The following is a 17,750-nucleotide window of genomic DNA, read 5'->3' as shown; positions in this document are numbered from 1 at the left end:
CTCCCTGTCTAGAATTGCTTCCATGGCCACCAGAACCGACGCCCCCACCCGCCGCGAGCAGATCCTCAAGGAGGCCGCGCGGCTCTTCGCCGAGCGCGGTTTCCACGGCGTCGGGGTGGACGAGATAGGCGCCGCGGTCGGCATCAGCGGCCCCGGTCTCTACCGCCACTTCCCGGGCAAGGACGCGATGCTCGCCGAACTCCTCGTCGGCATCAGCGGCCAGCTCCTGACCGGCGGCAAGCGGCGGGTCGCGGAGACCGACGGCAACCCCGAGACGCTCCTCGACTCCCTCATCGAGGGCCACATCGACTTCGCCCTCGACGACCGCCCCCTCATCACCCTCCACGACCGGGAGCTCGATCGCCTGCGCGACAGCGACCGCAAGCTCGTCCGTCAGCTCCAGCGCCAGTACGTCGAGCTGTGGGTGGAGGTGCTCCGCGAGGTGTACCCGGGCCTGGCGGAGCCTGCGGCGCGTTCGGCGGTGCACTCGGTCTTCGGGCTGCTGAACTCGACCCCGCACCTGGGCCGTCCCGGCTCGCTCCCGGGGCGGGGGACGACGGCGGAGCTGCTGCATCGGATGGCGCGAGGCGCCTTCGCGGCGGCGGGAGGATGATGGGCGCTGCTGTCGGGAGCGTGACGAGCGTTACGGGGGCGCTCCACTGGACGCTCTCCCTACCCGCCGGTACCGTTGGGTTCTGAGCAAGCGCTTAGACATGCGTCAGGTATCCAGCGGAGGTGGCGGCGGTGCGCCGTACTGTGTTCAACGAGGACCACGAGGCGTTCCGGGAGACCCTGCGCGCCTTCATCGAGGCCGAGGTCGTCCCCGTCTACGACGAGTGGTTCGCCGCGGGCCAGGCGCCGCGCGACTTCTACTACAAGCTCGCCGAGCTCGGCGTCTTCGGCATCCGCGTGGACGAGGAGTACGGCGGCGCCGGCATCGACTCGTACAAGTTCGAGGCCGTGATGTACGAGGAGACCGCGCGCGCCGGTGTCCAGTTCGGCGGCTCCGGTGTGCACGTGCTGCTCGGACTGCCGTACATCAAGATGCTCGCCACCGACGAGCAGAAGAAGCGCTTCCTGCCGAAGTTCGTCTCCGGCGAGGAGATGTGGGCGCTGGCGATGACCGAGCCGGGCACCGGCTCCGACCTCGCGGGCATGAAGACCACCGCCAAGCTCTCCGAGGACGGCACGCACTACGTCCTCAACGGCTCCAAGACCTTCATCACCGGTGGTGTGCACGCGGACCGCGTGATCGTCTGCGCCCGCACCTCGCCGTCCACCGCCGAGGACCGCCGCTTCGGCATCTCCCTCTTCGCCGTGGACACCAAGTCCGAGGGCTACTCCATCGGCCGCAAGCTGGACAAGCTCGGTCTGAAGACCTCCGACACCGCCGAGCTGGCGTTCGTCGACGTCAAGGTGCCCGCCGAGGACCTGCTGGGCGAGGAGAACAAGGGCTTCTCCTACCTCGGCCACAACCTCGCCTCCGAGCGCTGGGGCATCGCCTTCGGCGCCTACGCGCAGGCCAAGGCCGCCGTGCGGTTCGCCAAGGAGTACGTCCAGGAGCGGACCGTCTTCGGCAAGCCGGTCGCGTCCTTCCAGAACACCAAGTTCGAACTGGCCGCCTGTCAGGCCGAGGTGGACGCCGCCGAGGCGGTCGCCGACCGCGCCCTGGAAGCCCTCGACGCGGGCGAGCTGACGCCGGCCGAGGCCGCCAGCGCCAAGCTGTTCTGCACCGAGGTCGCGCACCGCGTCATCGACCGCTGCCTCCAGCTGCACGGCGGCTACGGCTTCATGAACGAGTACCCGATCGCCCGCCTGTACGCGGACAACCGCGTCAACCGCATCTACGGCGGCACCAGCGAGATCATGAAGACGATCATCGCGAAGAACATGGGTCTGTAAAGTCCCCGAAATTGCCGGCCGGTAGAAACGATCACATGAGCCAGGCACTACAGGATCTCCTCGATCTGCTCGACCTGGAGCAGATCGAGGAGAACATCTTCCGCGGCCAGTCCCGCTCCGCCGTCGTCCCCCGCGTCTTCGGGGGCCAGGTGGCGGCGCAGGCACTGGTCGCCGCCGGGCGTACGGTCCCCGCCGACCGCTACGCCCACTCCCTGCACGCGTACTTCCTGCGCACCGGCGACCCGGGCGCGCCCATCGTCTACACCGTCGAGCGGATCCGCGACGGCCGCTCCTTCACCACCCGCCGCGTGCTCGCCGTCCAGCACGGCCGGCCGATCTTCGCGCTGTCGGCGTCCTTCCAGTCGTACGAGGAAGGCCTCGACCACCAGGCGCCCATGCCGCCCGCCCCCGATCCGGAGACGGTACCCACCGGCCGGGAGCGGCTTCTCGGCTACGACCACCTCGACCGGGGGATCGTCGAACGATTCCTTGAGGCCCGCGAGGCGATCGACCTCCGATACGTCGACGACCCGCCGTACGGCCGCTTCGGCGAGCCGCGCGAGCCGCACTCCCAGGTCTGGTTCCGCACCAACGGCAAGCTGGTGGACGACCCCCTCCTCCACGTGGTCCTCGCGACCTACGTCTCCGACATGACCCTGCTCGACTCGATCCTGCTCGCGCACGGCCGCGGCGGCTGGGCGGTAGGGGATGTCGTAGGAGCCTCGCTCGACCACGCGATGTGGTTCCACCGGCCGTTCCGCGCGGACGAGTGGCTGCTCTACGACCAGGAGTCGCCCTCCGCGTACGGCGGCCGGGGCCTGGGCCAGGCCCGGATCTACACGCAGGACGGCCGGCTGGCGATTTCGGTGATCCAGGAGGGCGTGGTCCGCGTCCCTCGGTGAGACTGTGGGGCATGGGGCAGACGGAGCAGACGGAAACACACGAAGACGGCGGCGGCGAGAGCACGTTCACGGTGATGGTCGCCGCCGTCGCCAACCTCGGGATCGCGCTCGCCAAGGCGGTCGCCGGCGTCATCAGTGGATCCAGCGCGATGCTCTCCGAGGCGGCGCACTCGGTCGCCGACACGGTCACCGAACTCCTGCTGCTCACCGCGCTCAAGCGCAGCGAGAAGCCGGCCGACGAGGAACACCCGCTCGGCTACGGCCCCGAGCGCTACATCTGGGCCATGCTCGCCGCCGTCGCCACCTTCGTCGGCGGCGCGGTCTTCTCCCTCTACGACGGCATCCACACCCTGGTCGCGGGCGAGGACCTCGGCGACCCGCTGGTGTCGTACATCGTCCTGGCGGTCGCCTTCGTGCTGGAGGGCTACTCGCTGCGTACGGGGCTGAAGCAGGCGAAGGGTGAGGCGGCGCGGTTCCGGGCGCCCTTCCGGGTCTACTTCCGCCGCACCCCGGACACCGCCGTGAAGGCGGTCGTGCTGGAGGACTCGGCCGCGCTGGTCGGCCTGGTCCTGGCGGCGGGCGGGCTGCTGGGCGGCCAGCTCACCGGCTCGGGTGTCTGGGACGGCCTCGCCTCGCTGCTCATCGGCCTGCTCCTGCTCGTCGTCGCCTGGGTGCTGGGCCGCTCCAACGCGGAGTTCCTCATCGGGCGCCCGCTGCCCAGGCCCATGCGGGACCGGATCCGCGCGGAGCTGCTGGCGGACGAGCACATCGAGGCCGTACTGGAACTGACGACCCTCGTGCAGGGCCCGCGCGAGGCACTCGTCGCCGCCAAGGTCGACTTCCGGGACGCGTCGACGGCGGCCCAGATCGAGTGGGCCTGCGAACGGGCGGAGCAGCGGCTGCGAGAGGCGTTCCCCGGGATCGGGCGGGTGTACCTGGACCCGACGCCGGGGTATGCGCAGCGCCGGGACGAGGGGCTGAACCCGTGGCCGTGACAGCCGGTCGTGCCTACGCCAGCTCCGCCGCCGCCAACAGGTACGCCGTCATCGGGTCGTAGTGGCGCGGGCTGACGACGTGGTCGTCGAGCGGGACCGTCACCTGGACGGTGCCCTCGGACTCGGCGAGGAAGAGGGCCGGGTCGTTGGAGTCGGCGTACCCCGCGGAGTCCACGCCGTGCTGTCCGGCGTAGCCCGCCCAGCCGTGGTCGGCGACGACCAGGTCGGGCAGCGGGCGGCCCTCGCGCTCCAGCGCCGTCAGGATGGCCTTCATCGGTTCGCCCGAGTGGGTGTGCCACAGGGTGGCGCCGTGCTCCAGGACCGCCACGTCCGCGAACTGCATGACGTACCCCTCCTCCGTCTGCAGCCCCTCCGGGATCACGACGATCTCGCAGCCGGCGGTGCGCAGCGCGGCGGCCGTGGCGCGGTGCACGTCCAGCAGGCCGCCCGGGTGACCGGTCGCGAACAGCACCCGCTGCTCGCCGTCCGCCGCCTTGCGCAGCCGCGCCGCGAGCCGCTCCAGCCCGTCCACCGTCAGCTCGGCGTCGATGGTGTCCTGCCCGTAGCGGTACTCCGGGTCGTCGTTGACACCCACCCGCTCCGCCATCACCGCGAGCACGTCCTGCTCGTCGCTCCAGCGGTCGCCGAACTCCAGGCCGAACCAGTAGTGGCGGTCGCCGTTCGCGAGCTTGCGGTAGTGGCTGAGGTTGTTCTCGCGCGGGGTGGCGACATCGCCCGCGATGCGGGTCCTGACGAGGTGCTCGACGAGTTCGGCGCGGTGGGGTGTCCCGGGTATCGGCATGATTCCCATTGTGAGGCAGCCGACTGTGCGCGTCCCTGACGTACCGAACGCTGGGACGTGCGTCACGTACTCATGCCGGTTGTGCCTCGTACTCATTGCCTTCCACCGCCCGGACCCCTAATGACCCCGCAGCGCGAACCACAGCTCCATGCGTACGTCCGGGTCGTCCAGGTCGGTGGCCAGGAGCGCCGCGCAGCGGGCGACGCGCTGGCGGACGGTGTTGCGGTGGACGGCGAGGGCGACGGCCGTACGGTCCCAACTGCCGTGCAGGGAGAGCCAGGTGCGCAGGGTCTCGGTGAGGGCCGGGGTGTCGGCGATCGGGGCGAGCAGCGTACGGGCGTGGGCCGCGGCCTCCTCGGGCGGGACCAGGTCGCCGAGCCCGGCGCGCTCGTCGTGCCGGACCAGGTCCGTCCGGGTGGCCCGGGCCCGGGCCAGCGCGCGGGCCGCCTGGGTGTCGGCGGCCGGCCACGCGGTCGGGGCAGCGGGGGCGCTGACCCCGAGGGTCCAGCCGGGCTGCGGGCCCGGTTCGCGGTCGGCGGGCACCAGGACCCGTACGACGTCCCGTGCCACGTCGACCAGCGGCGAGCCGAGGGCCGCGCCCAGCGCGGAGGCGGCCACCGGGTCGGGGGACTGACGGTCCGGCCGCGCGTGCACGACGCGCCAGGGACCGGATCCGAGCAGCGGCGCGGCGTCCTCCGCGGGCGCCCCGAGCAGCAGCCGCACCAGGGCCGAGGAGCGGGCGGCGCCCGTGCCGCTGTGGTGTTCGCCGGTGAGGAGGGAGAGCAGGACGGCGGCCACGGAGGCGATGGCCTGGTCGCCGGGTTCGCGGCCCGGCGCGGCCACCCCGAGCACGAAACCCCGGTCGACGCCGAGGGCGTAGGCGGCGAGGTGGGTGTCGGCGGTGGTGTCGCTGGCGGTGGTGGAGGTGCGGCTGGTGACGACCCGGGCCAGCTCGGCCAACGCCACCCGCACCTCGTCCCCGGGCTGCCGTCCCGCCGCCGAGATCTCGGCGCCCTCGGGGCCGTACAACACCGCCCGGCCGCCCACCCGTTGGGACAGCTGCCGCAGCACGGCCGGTACCGGGTCCGGGCGGGCCGCCGCCGCGGCCAGGCTCTGCTGGGCCTCGCTGATCCGGCGCAGTTCGGCGAGGCGGGCCTGGGCCATGAGCTGCCAGACGGCGCGGGCCACGCCGGAGAAGGTGGTCTGCGGCGGCACCTCGACGAGCGGCAGGTCGTACGCCTCGCAGGCCGCGACCAGCGCCCGCGGCACGGTGTCGTGCACCGGCGCCACCCCGAACCCGAGCGCCGCACCGCCCGCAGCGACGATCCTCGACACGTAGTCGTCGAAGTAGGTCCCCGACCCGGCCGCCTCGGGAATGTGCACACCGGCGGTCAGCAGCAGCTCGCCGCCCAGCAGATACGGGTACGGGTCGGCCATCTCCGAGGTGTGCGCCCAGTGGATGACGACGCCGGTGTCGGCGGGGCCCGCGATCTGCCGCAGGGCCAGGTCCTCGCGGGCCAGAAGTGCCGCGAGGGGCACTGGGGGAGTAGGCGGAACAGCGGGATCCGGCATGGTGTGCGTTTCCTCCACTCAGGCCACCTCGAATGGATGAAACGTACACTTCGCAGCCACATTCCGGCCACCTATGGTCGAGGAAACCTCCGGCCGGGAGAGCCTCCCGCCGAGGAATCCTCTGGTCGAGAAATCCTTTGGTCCAGGAACCTGCGAAGGAGGGACCCCCGTGGCTGTCGACTACGCGGTGATCGTCGTCTATCTGGCCGGCATGCTGGCCATGGGCTGGTGGGGCATGCGCCGCGCCAGGTCGAAGAGCGAGTTCCTGGTGGCCGGCCGGCGCCTGGGGCCCGCGATGTACTCCGGCACCATGGCCGCCATCGTCCTCGGCGGCGCGTCCACCATCGGCGGCGTGGGCCTCGGCTACCAGTACGGCCTCTCCGGCGCCTGGATGGTCTTCACCATCGGCCTCGGGCTGCTGGCCCTGTCGGTCTTCTTCTCGGCCCGGATCGCGCGCCTCAAGGTGTACACGGTCTCCGAGATGCTCGACCTGCGCTACGGCGGCCGGGCCGGCGTGATCTCCGGCGTCGTCATGTGGGCGTACACCCTCATGCTCGCCGTCACCTCGACCATCGCCTACGCCACGATCTTCGACGTCCTCTTCGACATGAACCGTACGGTCGCGATCATCCTCGGCGGCTCGATCGTCGTCGCGTACTCGACACTGGGCGGCATGTGGTCGATCACCCTCACCGACATGGTGCAGTTCGTGGTCAAGACGATCGGCGTACTCCTTCTCCTGCTGCCCATCGCGGTTGTCAAGGCCGGCGGCTTCAGCGAGATGAAGGCGAAGCTGCCGACCGAGTACTTCGACCCGCTGGGCATCGGCGGCGAAACGATCTTCACGTACGTCCTGATCTATACCTTCGGCATGCTCATCGGCCAGGACATCTGGCAGCGGGTGTTCACGGCGGGCAGCGACAGGACGGCCAAGTGGGGCGGCACGGTCGCCGGCACCTACTGCCTCGTCTACGCCGTCGCGGGCGCCGTCATCGGCACGGCGGCCAAGGTCCTGTACCCCGACCTCGGCAGCCCGGACGACGCCTTCGCGACCATCGTCAAGGACGAACTCCCGGTCGGCGTACGGGGTTTGGTGCTGGCGGCTGCCCTGGCCGCGGTGATGTCGACGTCCTCCGGCGCGCTGATCGCCTGCGCCACGGTCGCCAACAACGACATCTGGTCGAAGCTGCGGGGAGCCGTCCGGCGGGACGAGACCGAGAAGGACGAGGTGCGGGACAACCGGCTCTTCATCCTCGTCATGGGCGTCGCGGTGATCGTCACGGCGATCGCGCTCAACAACGTCGTCGAGGCGCTGACGGTGGCGTACAACCTGCTCGTCGGCGGTCTCCTCGTCCCGATCCTCGGCGGACTGCTGTGGCGGCGCGGCACCGCGCAGGGCGCGCTCGCCTCCGTGGTCGTCGGCGGCCTCGCGGTCGTCGGCCTGATGGCGGGCTACGGCATCCTCGCCAACGAGCCCATCTACTACGGCCTGTTGTCGTCCCTCGTCGTCTACGTCGTCGTGTCACTGGCGACACCGGCGACCGACGCGGCGGTGCTCGACGCATGGCGGGAACGACTGTCCGGACGAGCGGTTCCCGAGCCGGTTCCGGTATCCCGGTAGAAGACACGGCAAGAAGACAGCAAGACAGCAAGACAGCAGGACAGAAGGAAGGCATACGACCATGAGTACCCCCGAGTCGCCCCGCGGTCCCGTCGACTCCTCCCGCGTCCCGCGGTACGCCGGACCCGCGACCTTCGCCCGGCTGCCACGCCTGGACGAGGTCGGCCGCGCCGATGTGGCCGTGGTCGGGGTGCCGTTCGACTCGGGCGTCTCCTACCGGCCGGGCGCCCGCTTCGGCGGCAACGCGATCCGCGAGGCGTCCCGGCTGCTGCGGCCCTACAACCCGGCGCAGGACGCGTCCCCGTTCGCGCTGGCGCAGGTGGCGGACGGCGGCGACATCGCCGTGAACCCGTTCAACATCAACGAGGCAGTGGACACGATCGAGGCGGCGGCTGATGAACTCCTCGGAACCGGCGCCCGGTTGATGACCCTGGGAGGCGACCACACGATCGCGCTGCCGCTGCTGAGGTCGGTCGCCAAGAAGCACGGCCCGGTCGCCCTGCTGCACTTCGACGCCCATCTCGACACCTGGGACACGTACTTCGGGGCGGAGTACACGCACGGGACGCCGTTCCGGCGGGCGGTGGAGGAGGGGATCCTCGACACGGAGGCACTGTCGCACGTCGGGACGCGCGGGCCGCTGTACGGCAAGCAGGACCTGACCGACGACGCGAAGATGGGCTTCGGGATCGTGACGTCGGCGGACGTGATGCGCCGAGGCGTCGACGAGGTCGCCGACCAGCTCCGTCAGCGCATCGGGAACCGTCCCCTCTACATCTCCATCGACATCGACTGCCTCGACCCGGCCCACGCGCCCGGCACCGGCACGCCCGAGGCCGGCGGCATGACCTCCCGCGAACTTCTGGAGATCCTGCGCGGCCTGGCATCCTGCAACCTGGTGTCGGCGGACGTCGTCGAGGTGGCACCGGCGTACGACCACGCCGAGATCACGTCGGTGGCGGCGTCGCACACGGCGTACGAACTGACCACGATCATGTCCCGCCAGATTGCAGAGGCCCGCGCGCAGTGACTCACGACCACGACCTGGTGCTCCGTCCGACGGAGGCGCAGATTTCCGCTGCTCTCAACCCTCCTCCCGGCCGCAACGGCGGAGACCTGGTCGTGGAGACGCTGGCCGCGCTCGGCGCGACGACCGTCTTCGGCCTGCCCGGCCAGCACGCGCTCGGCATGTTCGACGCGCTGCGGCGCTCCGACCTCCGCTACATCGGCCTGCGTGTGGAGAACAACGCGGGCTTCGCGGCGGACGCGTACGGCAGGATCACGGGCGAGGCGGCCCCGCTGCTGCTGTCGACGGGACCGGGGGCGCTGACGTCCCTGGCGGCCCTCCAGGAGGCGGTCGCCGCATCCGCACCCGTGCTGGCGATCAGCAGCCAGATCCCGACCGCCGGTCTGGGCGGCGGCCGCCACGGCTATCTGCACGAACTCCCGGACCAGTCGGCCTCCTTCAGGGGCGTTGTGAAGTCGGTCCACACCGTCCGCACCCAGTCGCAGATCCCCTCCGCGATCGAGGCGGCCTGGAAGTCGGCCCTGACCGCTCCGCACGGCCCGGTGTGGGTGGAGATCCCGCAGGACGTGCTGCTCGCAGAGACGTCGATCCCGGTGGTGACGGGCGGCGACGCCTTCCCCGGGGAGCTGCCGCCGCGCCCCGAACTCACCGCGGTGGCAGCCGACCTGCTGTCGAACGCCGCCCGCCCGGCGATCATCGCGGGCGGGGGAGTCGTACGTTCCGACGCCTCGGGCAAGCTGCGACAGCTGGCGGAGACGCTGCGGGCCCCGGTGGTCACCACCCCCGGCGGCAAGGGTGCCTTTCCCTGGACGCACCCCCTGTCCCTCCAGTCCTGGATCGAGGACCGCCACACCACGGACTTCCTGGAGGATGCGGACGTACTCCTGGTGGTGGGCTCGGGGCTGGGTGAACTGTCCTCCAACTACCACACGTTCAAGCCGCGCGGCCGGGTGATCCAGATCGAGGCGGACCTCGGCAAGCTGGAGTCCAACCACCCCGCGCTCGGCATCCACGCGGACGCGCGACTGGCGTTGCAGGCGCTGCTGGAGACGGTGTCCCCGAGGGAGGACGAGGAGGCGCCGGAGAAGGTGCGTGAGGTCCTGGCCCGCGTCGCGGACCGCCTCGCCTCCCAGGAACTCACCCTGGAACAGGACGTGTTGGCGTCGGTGCGCCGGGCGCTCCCCGCCTCCTCCCCGTCCTTCTGGGACATGACGATCCTCGCGTACTGGGCCTGGTCGGCCTTCGACGCCAGGGGCCCCAACCTGCTCCACTCCGCCCAGGGCGCCGGCGGTCTGGGCTACGGCTTCCCGGCGGCGCTGGGAGCGGCGGTGGCCGACCCCTCGCGACCGGTGCTGGCGGTGTCGGGTGACGGAGGGGCGCTGTACTCGATCGCCGAGTTGGCGACGGCGAAGCAGTACGACCTCGACGTCACGTGGCTCATCGTCGACGACGGGGGCTACGGCATCCTCCGCGAGTACATGACGGACGCCTTCGGCCGGACGACGGCGACGGAACTGACGCGACCGGACTATGTGGCGCTGGCGGAGTCGTTCGGGGTGCCGGGGGTACGGACGAGCCCGAAGACACTGGAGACGGACCTGGCGAAGGCGCTGTCGACGCCGGGGCCGTCCGTGGTCGTACTCCCGGCTGTACTGCGGATGTTCGCGGCTACGCATCTTGGGTGAGGGTGTGTGTGGAGTGGCCTGTGGGGCGGGTCGGTCTTGAAATGACCTTGAATCATCGCCGCCCGGAGGGCCGGCATATGACCGACCGTGAAGTGCCCGACGCCGAGATGCGCCTCGTGGGGAGCGTCGCGGAGGGAGAGGCCACGGCCGTCTTCCCGTGGGGGGTCATCGTGGACCTGGGCCTCTCACGGGACGGCCTCATCGATGTCCTGTACATCGACGATGACGACAACTACGAGGTGGGAGACCGTGTGTCCTGCTATCTGAGTGCCTTCGACGAGATGAAGAACAAGTTCATCCTGAGGCCCCCAGGGCAGGTACCGGTCGCGGAACGCCTGCGCAGGATCAGGGAGCAACGGGATCTCTCGTCCTGACCCGGTGGGCGAGCTGGGAATCCACTGCTCGCCGACGACGCTGCGTTTCGTCGCTGACTCCCGCACGGCACCTGCGACGCGTTTCCCGCCCCTACGGTGGGAGCCCGGAAAAGCATTGGTGCATCTGGTCGACAGAGTTCGATCCTGAAGCCCCCGGCACAGGTGCTTTCGCCCGGCACACCGGTTGAGAGAAGGTGATTCAGTGGCCCGGCCCGGCGACGCCGACCGGTTCGCTCGCTTCGTGGACCGCCTGAGTTCCATCGTGGGCGCGGAGCCGGACATCCACGAGGTGGAGCCGCGGGCGATCGACGACGGTGAGGTCTTCGCCCTTGCCTTCGTGGACGTGCCCGAGCCCGGGTTCGTGACCGGAGTCACCTATGGTCTGTCCCCGTGGCAACGGTTGCACGAGCGGCCCGTTCGTGAACTCTGCATCACCATGCGGTCGACAGGGTCGGCCTGGCCGAAGGTCCCCGCGCGGGTCGTGGCCGCCCTTCGCGGTCTGTGCCCGTTCGATCCCGGCATGGTGATCGGCTACAAGGAGCCGTACGTGCCGCCGTCCGGCCTGAGCAGTCTGGTCCTGGCCCCGATCCTGCCCGTGCCGGCCCTCAGCGACGGGATCGATGTGACGGCCCCGGGCGGGGACACCGACGATCTCGTGGAGCTCGTCGCGGTCTATCCGGTCTGGCCATCGGAGCGGGACGCCGTCCGTGCCGAGGGGCTCAGGGTGGTGTTGGACTCGGACTGGGACCCGTACGACGCCGCTCGGGCGGCCGTGCTGTGATCCTCGCCGGGGTGTTCGAGGCCGAATATGCCTTGCAGGGAAGGTCGTTCTGGGGCGGCCACGGCTGTCGAGGACGCGGCTTGAATGACGGCTTACGCCGCGATGACGGTGGAAGGGGACTGGTGAAGAGACACGAGTCGGAGAAGGGCCTCAAGGCGACGGCGGACCCGGCTGAGTGGGTGCACGTTCTGAGTGTCGAGAATCTTCCCGGCTGCCCCAATCCCCTGCGGCAGCTGCTCGGTTGACTGCGCGAGCACGGCATCGACTGGATGCCGTTCGAGGACGACGAGCTGTGCTTCGGGCTTGCCTGTGGGCCGGATCCGGTGAGCGGGCGGTGGCGTGGTTGGTTCTCTGTTCAGGTGGAGGGCGGGGCGTTGCGGCGGCTCGGGCTTCATCCCGATCAGCCGCAGTCGGACTCGGTCGTGCACGGCCCCGTACCGCCCGCCTGGTGGCATGCCGCAGGCGAGCGGTACGCGGCCGAGCGGTTCCCGTCTACCAGATCGCCTCGACCCACTCCGGGTGGTCGATGAACGGGTTCCGGTTGTGCTGGTACGTGTCGTAGATGACCTGGTTGCGCTTCTCCTCGAACGCGCTCGGCGGGTCCGCCTCGTTCCACGCCTTGAGGACGGAGAGCTTGCCCATGTACGGGTTGCTGCCGTTGCCGACCTTCTCGTTGGGCTCCAGGTTGGCGAACCCGTCGTCACCCTCGTAGCGCACGGCCATGTAGAGGATCATGCGGGCCACGTCGCCCCGGTCCGCCGCGCGCGGCGCGAAGGAGTCGGAGTCGACCGTGGAGCCGCCGCCGTTGGTGACCGCGCTGCCGCCGTTGTCGAAGTCCAGGTTGCCGCGGATGCTGTTGACCTGGACGTCCGCGGGACGCAGGTGGTGCAGGTCCGTGCCCGGGCCGGTCACCTCGCCGAAGTCGCCGTGGGACTTCGCCCAGGTGTGCTCGCGGTTCCAGTCGCCGACATCGCCGCCGTTGAGGGACTTGGCGCGGGACACCCCGCTGTACAGCAGGATCACGTTGTTGCTGTTGTTCGGATCCTGGTCGGTGGCCTTCAACGCGTCCCAGACCGCGGAGTACGAGATCTTCGTGACGTTGGCGCTGATGATCGTGTGCAGCGAGGACTTCAGGGTCGTACCCGTCTTGCCGACCGCGTTCTTGTAGTACGTCGTGTCGTACGCCGTGGTCGTGGCCGCGGCCGGGGTCGCGGTCAGCGCGGGGACGCTGAGGCCGACCAGGACGGCTGCCGTCGTCAGGGCCACTGTCTTCCAGCGGCGGATGCGTGTCGCCAGCATAAAGGGGGTCCCATCTACGCGGGTTGAATGGAGGCGGCAATCGGGAGCGTGGCATGGACATGCAGCCGTGTAAATGGACCCCGCGTGTCCATTCGGTGACTGGAAACGGCAAATCGGGCCTTGTCTACGCGAGTTGACGTACCAAAACGGCCCCCGACCGGTAGGTCAGGGGCCGTTGAGAGGCCATTGGCGCGCGCTTTGCTCAGTCAGTCACTCACCTGACGTCCGACGGGTCCAGACGGTAGATCGTCGACGTGGTCGTCTGCGTGGACGTGGACGTGGACGTGGACGAGGATGAGGATGAGGACGAGGACGAGCCGGATCCGGATGACGCGTCCGGCGTCGAACTCTTGCTGTACTCGCTCTCCTTCACCGCCGTCCCGTTCTTCTCCACCCAGCTGGTGATCTCCTGGTTGAGGCTGCTGTTGCCGCCCATGCCGCCGCCACCGACCTGGATGTAGTGCAACTCGCCCTTCTTCACAAGTTCCTTGAGCTTGGCGAGGGTCATCGCCTTGTCGGAGCCGGTGAAGCCCCACATGGAGATGACCGGCTTGCCGGTGCTGAGGATCAGCTGGCCCGCGGACTGCGAATTGGCCACCGCGAGCAGCCACTTGGCGCCGTCCTGGTGCTTCTCCAGGTACGAGACGAGCTCGGTGGATGCGCCGCCCCCGCCCATCCCGCCCCCGCCGCCGAAGCCGCCCCGGGCACCGCCCGTGCCGCCGGGTGCGGCGCCGGTACCGGTGCCGCCGGGAGCCGTACCGCCCGTACCGCCGGTGCCGCCCGGAGCCGTACTGCCGCCCTGGGCCGTACCGCCGCCACTGGGAGCCCCGCTGGGTGCCCCACTCGGCGCGCCCCCGCCCTGCGGCAGCTCACCGGTGCCGCCACCGCCCGGCGTCATCTGGCCCTGGCCGCCGCCCGGGAACTCCCCGTTCGCCTGGCCGCCGCCACCCTGCTGCGTGCCGCCCGGCAACTCGCCGCGCCGGCCGCCGAAACCGCCCCGGCCGCCGCCCCCGCCGGGACCGCCGCCGCCCGTGGAGGGGCCGGCCGTCGGGTTGGTGCCGCCCATGCCGCCGCTCGTGGAGGAGAGGGCCGGCGAGGCCGCGTACGCCGTCGGGCCCGCGAGGGCCGCCACGATCGCCGCCGCGACGGAGACGGCGAGCAGCCGGGCCCCGGTGCCGCCGTTCGCCGCGCGGAAGACGAACAGGCCGACGATCGCGAGGACCATGACCACGCCGACCGCCGGCCACAGCCAGGTGTTCCAGTCCGTGGCCCGGCGCAGCAGCACGATCGCCCAGATGCCGGTGACCGCGAGCCCTGCCGGCAGCACCCACGACCAGCGGGCGTCACCGCTACGGAAGGCGCGCCACAGCATGACGCCGCCGCCACCGGTGAGCGCCGCGATGCCCGGGGCGAGCGCGGTCGTGTAGTAGGGGTGCATGGTGCCCTCGGCCATCGCGAAGGTCAGGTAGTGCAGCACCAGCCAGCCGCCCCACAGCACCAGCGCGGCACGCGTGGGGTCGGTGCGCGGGGCGCGCCCGCGCAGCACCAGGCCGGCCACGAGCGCGATGCCCGCGAAGGGGATCAGCCAGGAGATCTGGCCGCCGAGGATGTCGTTGAACATCCGGCCCAGGCCCGCGGTACCGGCGAAGGTGCCGCCTCCGCCGCCCCCACCGGCCCCGCCACCGCCGCCTGCGCCGTTGCCCTCGCCGCCGAGGACGCGGCCCAGGCCGTTGTAGCCCATGATCAGGTTCCAGGCGCTGCCGTCCGTCGAACCGCCGATGTAGGGGCGGTCGTCGGCCGGCACCAGGGACACGGCCGTGGCCCACCAGAAGCTGGAGACGGCCAACGCGACCGTGGCCAGGGCCAGTTGGACGACCTTCTTCTTCCAGCCCAGCTTCGACGCGAAGAGGTACACGGCGAAGACCGCGGGCAGGGCGATGTAGCCCTGGAGCATCTTGGTGTTGAAGGCGAGTCCGAAGCAGACCGCCGAGCCGATCAGCGGCAGCAGGCGCTCGGTGCGCACCGAGCGCAGGGCGAGGGCCGCGCCGCCGACCATCAGCAGGACGAGCAGGGTGTCGGGGTTGTTGTCCCGGTTGATGGCGACCGTGATCGGCGTCAGCGCGAGGACGAGCGCGGCGATCGCCGCGGCCACGTGCCCGAAGTACCGCTTCACGGACGCGTGCAGGATCCAGATCGTGCCGAGCGCGGCGGCGACCTCCGGCAGCATCATCTGCCAGGTGCCGAAGCCGAGGATCCGGCAGGACAGGCCCATGACCATCAGGGCGAACGGTGGTTTGTCGACCGTGATGAAGTTGCCCGCGTCGAGCGAGCCGAAGAACCAGGCCTCCCAGCTCTTGGTGCCGCTGTAGACGGCCGAGCTGTAGAAGCTGTTGAGGCTGGACCCGGACAGATTCCAGGAGTACAGCGCCGCCGCCACCACCAGGATGGCGATCAGGGCGGGCAGCGACCAGCGCGGTGCTTTGTCCGAGGGCGCCGCGGGCGGGGTCGGCGGCGGCCAGTTCTCGGACACGGTCTCGGTGTGGGGGTGCGGATCGGTGGCAGATGTCACCCGAGCATCGTGGTGACGGGGAGTGGGCGCGCGCTGTGGCGAACCTGGCCCCCGGCTGTGAATCGACCAAGGGCTCGGCAACGTCTTGTTCAGTCGTTGCCCAATTGGACAGCGATGCGTACAACCTTTCGGTCGAACCTGTGAGTCATAGAGGGCATGACTAACGGGGAACACGGAATATCCGTACGTGCCAGATGGATCGCCGGCGCCACGCTCGCCGCCTGTGTGGCCACCGCCACCGCCGCCACGCCCGCCGCCGCGGCCACGCCCACCGTCGCCTGCACGTCGTCCAAGGCGGCGCTCGCGACCAAGCTCAAGAAGGACATCACCGCCGCCCTCGCCAACCGCAAGGGCACCATCGCGGTCGGCCTCTACGACCGCACCACCAACACCACGTGCTCGCTCCGCGCCTCCAGCGCCTTCGACTCGGCGAGCGTCGTCAAGGTCACCGTCCTCGCCACGCTGCTGTGGGACGCGAAGAAGCACAACCGGTATCTGACCGACACCGAGGCCGCCCGCGCCAAGGCCATGATCACCAAGTCCGACAACGACGCGACCAGCAAGCTCTGGAAGCAGTTGGGCATGACGAAGATCAAGGGCTTCCTGGCCGCCGCCAAGATGACGCAGACCAAGCCCGGCGCGAACGGCTACTGGGGGCTCACCCAGATCACGGTCACCGACGAGCAGAAGCTGCTCAAGCTGATCACCGCGAAGAACAGCGTCCTGAGCGACAACGCCCGTGACTACATCCAGAAGTTGATGGGCCAGGTCATCTCGTCCCAGCGCTGGGGCACCCCGTACGGTGCCCCCTCCGGGGTCTCCGTGCACGTCAAGAACGGCTGGCTGCAACGCGCCACGCACGGTTGGCGCGTGCACAGCGTCGGCACGTTCAAGGGGGGCGGCCACGACTACACGATCACGGTGCTGACGCACGGCAACAGCACCATGAACTACGGGATCACCACCATCCAGGGCGTCGCCAAGGTCATCCACAAGGACCTGGCCGCGAGCTGATTTTTCACGGAACGGTCTCCCGGTCGTCACTGTCCCCGTCCTACGGTGACGCCCATGCGCCTGAGAACCGTACTCACGACCGTCACCGCGGCCCTGGCGGCGGCCACGTGCCTGACCGCCGCCGGGCCGGCCTCCGCGGGGTCCGCCTCCGCCGGGTCCGCTGGAAGCGCCAACTCCTCCGGGAGTCACGCGTGTTCGCCCGCCGTCTCCCTCGACCGCTTCTCCGACGCCCTGGACAAGACGACGTACCAGGGCACGTTCGTCGGCAATCTCTCCGCGCTGGCGGTCGACCGTGACGGTTCCCTGGCGGCACTCTCGGACCGCTCCTCGCTGTTCGACCTGAACGCGAAGACGCCGGCCCCGAAGAAGGTCGTCCAGCTCGCCGACGAGAACGGCGCGGCACTCGACTCCGAGGGCCTGGTCATCGACCGTGACGGCACCCGTCTGATCACGTCGGAGACCGAGCCGTCGATCCGCCGCTACTCCCGCGACGGCAAGATCCTCGACCGCCTCCCGGTCCCGTCCTCGCTGCTCGTCGCGCCCGCCGGCCGGGCCACCTCGAACCAGACCTTCGAGGGCCTGACCCTGCTGCCCGGCGGCCGCACCCTGCTCGCCTCGATGGAGTACGCCCTCGCCGGCGACTCCACCGGCATCGTCCGCTTCCAGACCTGGAACCGGACCGAGGGCGACCACTTCACGCTCGGCGCGCAGTACGCGTACCGCACCGACGACGCCATCCTCGGCGTCCCCGAGGTCCAGGCGACCCCCGACGGCCGCCTCCTGGTCCTGGAGCGCGGTTTCACGGCGGGCGTCGGCAACACCGTCCGCCTCTACCTGGCCGACCCCCGCCGCGCCACCGACACCAGCGGCATCGAGAACCTCACGGGCCAGGCGGGCGTACGCCTGATCAAGAAGACCCTCCTCACCGACATCGCCACCTGCCCCACCCTGGGCGCCACGGCGAAGCAGCCCCAGCCCAACCCCCTCCTCGACAACATCGAGGGCATGACGATCACGGGCAGGGAGAAGGGCCGCCTCAAGGTCCTCCTGGTGAGCGACGACAACCAGAACGCGGTCCAGACGACCCGGTTCTACTACCTTCGGGTACGGGTCTGACCCAGGCTTCCCTGTCATCTCTCTTTGTTGCGGAGGGATGAAATCCGCTTCAGCTGACGTTGGTGTCCTTCGGTGGATCAGGTACGTGGAT

At 70.3% G+C, this 17,750-nt stretch carries 15 protein-coding genes; 11 read left to right on the top strand and 4 right to left on the bottom strand.

What is annotated here, in order from left to right:
* The first annotated feature begins 22 nt into the window (after nucleotides 1–22).
* The 4 genes from ACIQI8_RS15795 (at nucleotide 23) to ACIQI8_RS15780 (ending at nucleotide 3,799) form a co-directional block, all read left to right on the top strand.
* Nucleotides 23–613 carry a TetR/AcrR family transcriptional regulator gene (locus tag ACIQI8_RS15795; protein WP_402349732.1) on the top strand — a complete coding sequence of 197 codons (591 nt, stop codon included), beginning with the start codon at nucleotides 23–25 and terminating at the stop codon, nucleotides 611–613.
* A 131-nt stretch (nucleotides 614–744) separates the two neighbouring features.
* Nucleotides 745–1,902: an acyl-CoA dehydrogenase family protein gene (locus ACIQI8_RS15790; RefSeq protein ID WP_402349730.1), complete on the top strand. Its 1,158-nt coding sequence runs from the start codon at nucleotides 745–747 to the stop codon at nucleotides 1,900–1,902.
* A gap of 35 nt (nucleotides 1,903–1,937) precedes the next feature.
* Nucleotides 1,938–2,804, top strand: coding sequence for an acyl-CoA thioesterase (locus ACIQI8_RS15785; protein ID WP_402349727.1), 867 nt, complete (start codon nucleotides 1,938–1,940; stop codon nucleotides 2,802–2,804).
* An 11-nt stretch (nucleotides 2,805–2,815) separates the two neighbouring features.
* On the top strand, nucleotides 2,816–3,799 hold the full coding sequence (locus ACIQI8_RS15780) for a cation diffusion facilitator family transporter (protein ID WP_402349725.1): 984 nt from the start codon (nucleotides 2,816–2,818) through the stop codon (nucleotides 3,797–3,799).
* A gap of 13 nt (nucleotides 3,800–3,812) precedes the next feature.
* On the opposite strand, the gene ACIQI8_RS15775 is transcribed toward ACIQI8_RS15780, so the two are convergent.
* Together ACIQI8_RS15775 and ACIQI8_RS15770 are read right to left on the bottom strand one after the other, a co-directional pair.
* Complete coding sequence (locus ACIQI8_RS15775; RefSeq protein ID WP_402349722.1) at nucleotides 3,813–4,601, bottom strand: phosphatase; 789 nt, start codon at nucleotides 4,599–4,601, stop codon at nucleotides 3,813–3,815.
* Between the two features lie 117 nt (nucleotides 4,602–4,718).
* The gene (locus ACIQI8_RS15770) at nucleotides 4,719–6,173 is read right to left on the bottom strand and encodes a PucR family transcriptional regulator ligand-binding domain-containing protein (RefSeq protein WP_402349719.1); all 1,455 of its coding nucleotides are present in this window, start codon (nucleotides 6,171–6,173) and stop codon (nucleotides 4,719–4,721) included.
* A 169-nt stretch (nucleotides 6,174–6,342) separates the two neighbouring features.
* Here ACIQI8_RS15770 and ACIQI8_RS15765 point away from each other — a divergent pair, with 169 nt between their 5' ends.
* The 5 genes from ACIQI8_RS15765 (at nucleotide 6,343) to ACIQI8_RS15745 (ending at nucleotide 11,661) form a co-directional block, all read left to right on the top strand.
* Complete coding sequence (locus ACIQI8_RS15765) at nucleotides 6,343–7,794, top strand: sodium:solute symporter (protein ID WP_402349716.1); 1,452 nt, start codon at nucleotides 6,343–6,345, stop codon at nucleotides 7,792–7,794.
* Nucleotides 7,795–7,855: 61 nt separating this feature from the next.
* Nucleotides 7,856–8,824: an agmatinase gene (gene speB, locus ACIQI8_RS15760; RefSeq protein ID WP_402349713.1), complete on the top strand. Its 969-nt coding sequence runs from the start codon at nucleotides 7,856–7,858 to the stop codon at nucleotides 8,822–8,824.
* Nucleotides 8,821–10,506 (top strand): thiamine pyrophosphate-binding protein, encoded by a 1,686-nt coding sequence (locus ACIQI8_RS15755; RefSeq protein ID WP_402349711.1) that lies wholly within the window; start codon nucleotides 8,821–8,823, stop codon nucleotides 10,504–10,506. The genes speB and ACIQI8_RS15755 overlap by 4 nt, the downstream gene beginning before the upstream one ends.
* Nucleotides 10,507–10,583: 77 nt before the next feature.
* Nucleotides 10,584–10,880 carry a hypothetical protein gene (locus tag ACIQI8_RS15750; RefSeq protein ID WP_402349708.1) on the top strand — a complete coding sequence of 99 codons (297 nt, stop codon included), beginning with the start codon at nucleotides 10,584–10,586 and terminating at the stop codon, nucleotides 10,878–10,880.
* 202 nt (nucleotides 10,881–11,082) lie between these two features.
* Nucleotides 11,083–11,661, top strand: a complete 579-nt coding sequence (locus tag ACIQI8_RS15745; RefSeq protein ID WP_402349705.1) for a hypothetical protein — start codon at nucleotides 11,083–11,085, stop codon at nucleotides 11,659–11,661.
* Nucleotides 11,662–12,153: 492 nt separating this feature from the next.
* Here the strand turns inward: ACIQI8_RS15745 and ACIQI8_RS15740 are convergent, their stop codons facing one another.
* Both ACIQI8_RS15740 and ACIQI8_RS15735 read right to left on the bottom strand, forming a co-directional pair.
* Entirely contained in the window at nucleotides 12,154–12,960 is an 807-nt protein-coding gene (locus ACIQI8_RS15740) for an endonuclease I family protein (protein ID WP_402349702.1), read from the bottom strand.
* Between the two features lie 214 nt (nucleotides 12,961–13,174).
* A complete protein-coding gene (locus tag ACIQI8_RS15735) occupies nucleotides 13,175–15,529 on the bottom strand; it encodes a glycosyltransferase family 39 protein (protein ID WP_402349699.1) in 2,355 nt (784 codons plus the stop codon).
* Between the two features lie 156 nt (nucleotides 15,530–15,685).
* Between ACIQI8_RS15735 and ACIQI8_RS15730 the strand changes: the two genes are divergently transcribed.
* Both ACIQI8_RS15730 and ACIQI8_RS15725 read left to right on the top strand, forming a co-directional pair.
* Nucleotides 15,686–16,543, top strand: a complete 858-nt coding sequence (locus ACIQI8_RS15730) for a serine hydrolase (protein WP_402349696.1) — start codon at nucleotides 15,686–15,688, stop codon at nucleotides 16,541–16,543.
* Nucleotides 16,544–16,597: 54 nt separating this feature from the next.
* Entirely contained in the window at nucleotides 16,598–17,659 is a 1,062-nt protein-coding gene (locus tag ACIQI8_RS15725) for an esterase-like activity of phytase family protein (RefSeq protein ID WP_402349693.1), read from the top strand.
* Nucleotides 17,660–17,750 lie beyond the last annotated feature (91 nt).

This window comes from Streptomyces sp. NPDC092369, from assembly GCF_044755245.1.
Classification (GTDB): Bacteria; Actinomycetota; Actinomycetes; order Streptomycetales; family Streptomycetaceae; genus Streptomyces.
This window is presented reverse-complemented; position numbering and strand designations above follow the sequence as displayed.

What these genes read in the sequence shown, in the direction of transcription:
- ACIQI8_RS15795 (WP_402349732.1), top strand. Translation starts at nt 23, where the DNA reads ATGGCCACCAGAACCGACGCCCCCACCCGCCGCGAGCAGATCCTCAAG.
- ACIQI8_RS15780 (WP_402349725.1), top strand. Translation starts at nt 2,816, where the DNA reads ATGGGGCAGACGGAGCAGACGGAAACACACGAAGACGGCGGCGGCGAG.
- ACIQI8_RS15740 (WP_402349702.1), bottom strand. Translation starts at nt 12,960, where the DNA reads ATGCTGGCGACACGCATCCGCCGCTGGAAGACAGTGGCCCTGACGACG.
- speB (WP_402349713.1), top strand. Translation starts at nt 7,856, where the DNA reads ATGAGTACCCCCGAGTCGCCCCGCGGTCCCGTCGACTCCTCCCGCGTC.
- ACIQI8_RS15730 (WP_402349696.1), top strand. Translation starts at nt 15,686, where the DNA reads ATGACTAACGGGGAACACGGAATATCCGTACGTGCCAGATGGATCGCC.
- ACIQI8_RS15770 (WP_402349719.1), bottom strand. Translation starts at nt 6,173, where the DNA reads ATGCCGGATCCCGCTGTTCCGCCTACTCCCCCAGTGCCCCTCGCGGCA.
- ACIQI8_RS15750 (WP_402349708.1), top strand. Translation starts at nt 10,584, where the DNA reads ATGACCGACCGTGAAGTGCCCGACGCCGAGATGCGCCTCGTGGGGAGC.
- ACIQI8_RS15775 (WP_402349722.1), bottom strand. Translation starts at nt 4,601, where the DNA reads ATGCCGATACCCGGGACACCCCACCGCGCCGAACTCGTCGAGCACCTC.
- ACIQI8_RS15785 (WP_402349727.1), top strand. Translation starts at nt 1,938, where the DNA reads ATGAGCCAGGCACTACAGGATCTCCTCGATCTGCTCGACCTGGAGCAG.
- ACIQI8_RS15725 (WP_402349693.1), top strand. Translation starts at nt 16,598, where the DNA reads ATGCGCCTGAGAACCGTACTCACGACCGTCACCGCGGCCCTGGCGGCG.